Source organism: Acidimicrobiales bacterium, from assembly GCA_035536915.1.
In the GTDB taxonomy this organism is placed as follows: domain Bacteria; phylum Actinomycetota; class Acidimicrobiia; order Acidimicrobiales; family JAHWLA01; genus JAHWLA01.
The window spans coordinates 109,917-116,124 of record DATLNE010000001.1; the positions used below are offsets into that span (position 1 = coordinate 109,917).

Sequence of the window (6,208 nt, forward strand, 5' to 3'; positions counted from 1 at the left end):
CCTTACGAGGCGCGGCGGCCAGCGACGGCGCTCAGGTCGAGCGGCTGCGGGCCCTGCGCGGAGTGCGGATGGGTGGGACCGGCGTACACCTTCAGCTTCTTCAGCATCTGGCGGCCGAGCGGGCCCTTGGGAAGCATGCCCTTGACGGCCTTGCGGATCGCCTCTTCGGGCTTGGTGGCGAGGAGCTGGGTGTAGGTCTGCTTGCGCAGGCCGCCGGGGTAGCCGGAGTGGCGGTAGGCGATCTTCTTCTCCGCCTTGCCCGCCGTCATGACGATGTTGGCGGCGTTGACCACGATCACGTGGTCGCCGGTGTCGACGTGCGGTGCGAAGATGGGCTTGTGCTTTCCGCGCAGGACGCGGGCCACCTCGGACGCCAGGCGCCCGAGCACCAAGCCGTCGGCATCGACGACGTGCCAGGCGCGCTGGATGTCAGTGGGCTTCGGGGAGAACGTACGCACGGGTGGACTTCCTTCTGCTTCGTGCAGGCCGGAGGTCAAGGATAGCGGTACGGGGGTTAGCCTCGCCACCGATGATCGGCCTGCCCGAAGTCCAGGAGGCCCGCGCCCGGGTGGCGCCGGTGCTTCGTCCCACCCCGGTCGACCGGTCCGACTCGCTCTCCCGGCTGGCCGGGCGGGCCGTGCTGCTCAAGGCGGAGCACCTCCAGCGCACCGGTTCGTTCAAGATCCGGGGGGCCTACAACCGCATCGCCACACTGGGCGACTGCGAGGTGGTGGCGGCCTCGGCGGGCAACCACGCCCAAGGCGTGGCGCTGGCTGCCGCGCTCACCGGGCGGCGCTCCACCATCTTCATGCCGGTGCAGGCGCCGCTGCCCAAGGTGGAGGCCACCCGCTCCTACGGGGCCGAGGTGCGCTTCGTGGGAGGGGTGGTCGACGACTGCATCGCCGCGGCGGTGGCCTTCGCCGAGGAGACGGGCGCCGTCTACGTGCCGCCCTTCGACGACCCTGCGGTGATCGCAGGCCAGGGCACCATCGGGCTGGAGGTGGCCGAGGAGGCGCCCGAGGCCGAGGTCGTGGTGGTGCCGGTGGGCGGGGGCGGGCTCATCTCCGGCATCGCCGCTGCGCTGGCGCACACCCGGCGGGCGGTGCGTGTCATCGGGGTGGAAGCCGACGGGGCCGCCTCGGTACGGGCGTCGATGGACGCCGGCCACTGCGTCAGCCTCGACGGGGTGGCGACCATGGCCGACGGCATTGCCGTGAAGTCCCCGTCCGACCTCACGCTGGCCCACATCCGGGCCTTCGTCGACGACGTGGTCACCGTCACTGAGGAGGAGATCAGCCACGCCCTGCTGCTCCTGTTGGAGCGGGCCAAGGCCGTGGTGGAACCGGCAGGCGCCGCCGGGCTGGCCGCCATCCTGGCCGGGAAGATCCCGGGCACCGGGCCTGCGCTGGCCGTGCTGTCGGGCGGCAACGTCGACCCGTTGCTCTTGATCAAGCTCATCGACCACGGCCTGTCGGCCGCCGGGCGCTACCTGATACTGCGGGTGGTGGTGAACGACCGGCCCGGAGCGCTCGCCTCGCTCACCTCGGCGGTGGCCAAGCTCGGGCTCAACGTGCTGGAGGTCGAGCACCACCGGGCCGGCGTGGCCGTCGGGCTCGACGAGGTGGAGGTGCTGCTGACGGTCGAGACCCGCGACCCCGAGCACCGCGAGGAAGTGGTTGGCATGCTGCGCACCGCCGGCTTCACCGTCGACCTGGTGCGTTGACGTCCGGCTAGGGCACGATCTCGTAGATTGTGTACGCCGCAGGCTTCCAAGTCGACCAGTCGGGCAGCACGAATGCCCGGTCCGTGCCGGGCTGACTCACGATGCGCTCCTGCCCGGGGCCGGCGGCCGAGGTCAGCACGAAGGGCGTGGGCGCGGTCGGCGACGTGCCGTCGAGCACACCGAAGCCCAGAGACGACTGGAAGTAGATCTCACCGGTTGCCGCGTTCCGTCCGATGCCGTAGACGGCACTGGTGGCCACGGGGATCGACCAGGCATAGGCCATGGGCGCGGTGTCGAAAGCCGACAGCCTTCCGTCGGCGCCGGCCAAGAACATTCGACCCGACGACTGATCGACGATGGCGCCCTCGAGCGGCCCGGTCCCAGTTACTGCTTGCTCGGCCCCGGCGGGATCGAAGGCAGTGGCCAAAGGCAGCCGCACTACGGCTTGGTCGGGCGGCGAGATCATGCCACCGTTGACGCCGTTACAGGCCAAGTAAAGGTCGGATGCCCCCACGAGCAAGGAAGCGGCCATCGTCAGCGAGGAGTCGACGGCCGGGAAGCCTCGACACGACCGGACCACGCGGTGGATGCTGGCGCCGGTCATCAGATCGATACGGCGGATGAGGCTCACCGCATGCCCGGCGGCAAGTGAAGGAACACCCGAATGCAAGGCATAGAGGGCGTTGACGGCGCCGTCGTAGGTGATGCCGGCCAGCCCGATTGCCTGGAAGCCGTCGACGATGTCGGCATTGGCCACGGTCGTCACCGCGAAGGTCGCCAGGTCGACCGAGACGATCGACGTATCGCCCACGAGGAAGACCCGGGTACCCCCGTCGACCGCGTGCATCCACTCTCCGCCCCATGCCGCGCGCCCGCCTCGACGAAGCCGTTCGGCGATGGTGAACGATGCGACGGTCGTCAGGGTGGCGTCATCGCGCACGAGGACTGCGGTGTTGGGACTGTCGTCGACGTGTGGGTAGACCTGCCAGAGCTGCCCGGCTGCCGGGAGCGGCAGCAAGGTGCCCGCCGTGGCCGCATAGGGATTGCCAGGGAACGATGTGGCGGGGTCGATGATGCTGCCGAAGGCGAACAAGGCGTCGGTGTTGACGCGGTCGAGCGTGCCTACCAAGTTGACGGCTGTGACCGCCTGGGCGCTGGGCACGTGCAACGTCGCCAACAACGACAGCCCCAGTACGAGTGATGCGATCGCGCGACGCGCCATGAGCCCTGCCTCCCCGGTCTACTTCCACATGGGACTACGTCCGGCTTCGCCATTCGTGTCGGCATTGGCTGCGCTCAGGGGCGGTCGCGCACCTTGCGGATCACGAACCGGGCGGCCAAGAAGGCGACGGCCAAGACCGCCAGCAGCATGACGAGCAGGATCACGCCGACGACGGCCAGGCCGGCGCCGGTGGGGTGGTTGTCGGCGAGCAGGAGCGTGTCCATCGGAGCCTCCGGACGCTTGTGGACTGAAGTTGCCCCCAACTTCCGGCTCAGGCGGCGACGAGCAGGGGTTCGGCCGGAGCAGCGGTGAGGCGGGCGTGCTCGGCCAGGGCGGCCAGCAGGGCCTGGCAGCCGACGGCCTGCTCGGCGGCGGTGGGCTCCGAGGTGGTGATCCAGCGCTGGATGGCCCGCCCCCCGGCGAGGGTCACCCGGCTCAGCATCGCCGTCGGCCGCCCGGCAGCCAGCGTCACCAACTCGGCGCAGACGGCCAACAGTCCGGCGAAGGCGGGCAGTTGCAGCACCATCGGCACATCGAGCAGGAGTACGCCAAGCAGCAGCATCACGAACACGAGGTTGGTGCCGCAGCGGTTGTGCACCCGCGAGCACCGGAGCACGGCGCCCACGTCGTCGACGTCGATGCCCGCCTCGTGGGCGGCCACGGCCTTGTGCTCGGCGCCGTGGTAGCGCCACAGCGCCCGGGGCGTGGCCAGCCGCAGGGCCACCAACGTAGAGAACGACATCAGCAAGCCGGCCCACATCGGCGCAGCCACGTCGCCCAGCACGGCGCCGACGCCGACCACCACGGCTTCGATGCCCAGCAGCGCCCACAGCAGCTTGCGGTCGGTGCGACGCCTGCCGGGCCGGGCGAAGGCGAGGCGGAACCCGCCCACGATGCCCGAGAGCACGCGGAGCCCGGGCACGCCGCCCAGGCGGCCGCGCTCGACCAGCTCGCCCACTTCGATCGACCCGTCGGCCCGGGCGATGGCCCACGCCCGGTCCGTGCGCATGAGGACGCCGTCGACCAGCGCCTGCCCGCCCACCTTCAGTGCCATGCCTACCTCATCGACTGCTGTGCGCCCGCCCTGAGCCCTTGCCAAAGGTACAAGGCAAGGCCGACTATTCCGCCGGCCACCGCCCCCAGGAACCACCGCGTGCACACGGCGCCGGCGTCGTAGATACCGTCGGCTGGGAACGTCCCGATCTGGGCGCCGGGCGTCGCCAGAAAACGATCGACGCCCAGGTCCGCCCGCGGTGTGTACCCAGCGTCCGTGGCGGTGCGCCATCACCGACGCCACCACCAACACAAGCCCCAGAGTGGCATTGGCCAGCGCCATCGCCACGCCCAACGACTCCAGGACGAGCGGGCTGCTTTCGGTCACTGCGCTTACCACCTTGGTGACAAGGCTCTCATGGACCTCGACCGTCGTCGATGTACCGACGCCGAGCTGTGCTCCGCGCTGGACCCAAGCGAGCCCACGCGGCTCGATCGAAGGCTCTGGGCCCACGACGAAATAGCCCACGCGGCGCCCGTGGCGCTCCAGGATCACAACCGGCTCCGTCCGTACGCAGCCCGAGGCGCTGACCGCCCCGCAGGCAGGCGCTCGTCGGTAGGCCACCGCGTCGGAACCTGGACACGAGGAAGACGAGCACGGCGGCAATCAGCAGCGCGCCGCCCGCCAAGCAGGCCCCACGTCGGCCGGAAGCGCGCCATGCCGCCGCGCCTACGGCCCCCGGTACCGACCTCGAACTTGCGTACGCAAGTTTCGGCTCAGGGGCGGGTCAGGGGTACAGCACCTCCCACAGCACGAGGCCGTCGGGCGGCGCAGGCTGGCCCGCCAACTGGCGGTCGCCCGAACGCAGGATCCACGCCATGTCGCCCGCCCGCTTCTTGCCCCTGCCCACCGCCACCAGCGTGCCCACCAGCGAACGCACCATCTGGTGGCAGAACGCCGATGCCTCGATGTCGAAGCGGAGCAGCCCGTCGCCGAGGTCCTTCCACTCGGCTCGGCGCACCCGCCGGGTCATCGACGCCCCCTCGACCGGCGGGCGGCGGCAGAACGACGAGAAGTCGTGCTCGCCGATGAGCGGGTCGCACGCCAACTGCATGGCGCGCACGTCGAGCGCTTCCTCGACGTGCCAGGCCAGGCCCGCCAGGAACGGGTCGGGGACCGACCGGTTCAGCACCGTGTAGCGGTAGCGGCGGCCGACGGCGGTGCGGCGGGCGTCGAACGTCGAGTCGACCACCCCGACCTCGCGCACCACGACCTCGGGGGCCAGCATCTTCAACAGCGAACGCTGTAGTGCGCCGACGTCGAGGTCGGTCACCGAGGTGTCGAAGTGGACCACCTGGCCCCAGGCGTGCACGCCGCTGTCGGTGCGCCCCGCGCAGGTCAGCACCACGGGGTGGCCCAGCCACTTCTCCAGCGCCTCGGTGAGTACCCCCGCCACCGTGCGCACCTGGCGGTTGGGGGCAAAGCCCTTGAAGCGGCGGCCGTCGTAGGCCACCAGGAGCCGGACGCGCACCAGCGGCCCGCTCGGGGCCGCTGGCGTCTCGACTGCTACTTCTTCAGGGTCGAAGAGGCTCACACAAATTCGATGCGCGCCATGGGGGCGTTGTCGCCGTGGCGCGGACCGAGCTTGAGGATGCGGGTGTAGCCACCGGGCCGGTCGACGTAGCGGGGCCCGATCTCCTCGAACAGCTTGTGGGCCATGTCCTTGTCACGGATGAAGGCCACCACGTTGCGGTGGCGATGGACGCCACCCTTCTTGGCCTTGGTGACGACCTTCTCGACCACGGGGCGCAGGGCCTTGGCCTTGGCCTCGGTGGTGACCAGGGCCTCGGCCGCGATCAACGAGGCGACCAGGTTGCCCATCATCGCCTTCTGGTGGGCGGCGCCGCCTCCGAACCGCCGCCCCTTCTTCGGGGTGCCCAGCATCGCTGTTACTCCTTCGTGCGCAGCGAGAGGCCGCGCTCGTCGAGCTTCTGGATGACCTCGTCGAGCGACTTCTGGCCGAAGTTGGTGATGGCGAGAAGATCATCTTCGGTGCGCTCGACGAGTTCGCCCACGGTGTTGACCTGGGCTCGCTTGAGGCAGTTGCGGGGGCGCTCGGACAGGTCGAGGTCCTCGATGGGCAGCTCGAGGTCGGGCGAGCCGGCCGAGGGGACCTGCAGCTCGCCGAGCTCGAGGCCCTGGGGCTCGTCGCTCATGTCGGCGACGAGCGCGATCAGCGACCGCAGCGTGTCGCCGGCCGAGGCCAGCG

At 70.4% G+C, this 6,208-nt stretch carries 8 protein-coding genes; 1 reads left to right on the plus strand and 7 read right to left on the minus strand.

Translation table 11 applies throughout. The features are described from left to right. Positions 1–2: 2 nt before the first annotated feature. A complete protein-coding gene (rplM, locus tag VM938_00605; protein HVF73517.1) occupies positions 3–458 on the minus strand; it encodes a 50S ribosomal protein L13 in 456 nt (151 codons plus the stop codon). Between the two features lie 71 nt (positions 459–529). On the opposite strand from rplM, the gene ilvA reads away from it, so the two are divergent. After that, on the plus strand, positions 530–1,723 hold the full coding sequence (gene ilvA / locus VM938_00610; protein HVF73518.1) for a threonine ammonia-lyase: 1,194 nt from the start codon (positions 530–532) through the stop codon (positions 1,721–1,723). Positions 1,724–1,730: 7 nt separating this feature from the next. Here ilvA and VM938_00615 read toward each other — a convergent pair whose 3' ends face one another. The 6 genes from VM938_00615 to VM938_00640 all read right to left on the minus strand — a co-directional run. Beyond that, complete coding sequence (locus tag VM938_00615; GenBank protein HVF73519.1) at positions 1,731–2,945, minus strand: hypothetical protein; 1,215 nt, start codon at positions 2,943–2,945, stop codon at positions 1,731–1,733. Between the two features lie 74 nt (positions 2,946–3,019). Beyond that, the gene (locus VM938_00620; protein HVF73520.1) at positions 3,020–3,169 is read right to left on the minus strand and encodes a hypothetical protein; all 150 of its coding nucleotides are present in this window, start codon (positions 3,167–3,169) and stop codon (positions 3,020–3,022) included. Between the two features lie 47 nt (positions 3,170–3,216). Further along, positions 3,217–3,999: a DUF1385 domain-containing protein gene (locus tag VM938_00625; GenBank protein HVF73521.1), complete on the minus strand. Its 783-nt coding sequence runs from the start codon at positions 3,997–3,999 to the stop codon at positions 3,217–3,219. Positions 4,000–4,726: 727 nt separating this feature from the next. Next, positions 4,727–5,470, minus strand: coding sequence for a tRNA pseudouridine(38-40) synthase TruA (gene truA, locus VM938_00630; GenBank protein HVF73522.1), 744 nt, complete (start codon positions 5,468–5,470; stop codon positions 4,727–4,729). A 59-nt stretch (positions 5,471–5,529) separates the two neighbouring features. Further along, positions 5,530–5,883, minus strand: coding sequence for a 50S ribosomal protein L17 (gene rplQ, locus VM938_00635; GenBank protein ID HVF73523.1), 354 nt, complete (start codon positions 5,881–5,883; stop codon positions 5,530–5,532). Between the two features lie 5 nt (positions 5,884–5,888). Continuing rightward, on the minus strand, positions 5,889–6,208 hold a 320-nt coding region (locus VM938_00640), incomplete at its 5' end, for a DNA-directed RNA polymerase subunit alpha C-terminal domain-containing protein (protein HVF73524.1).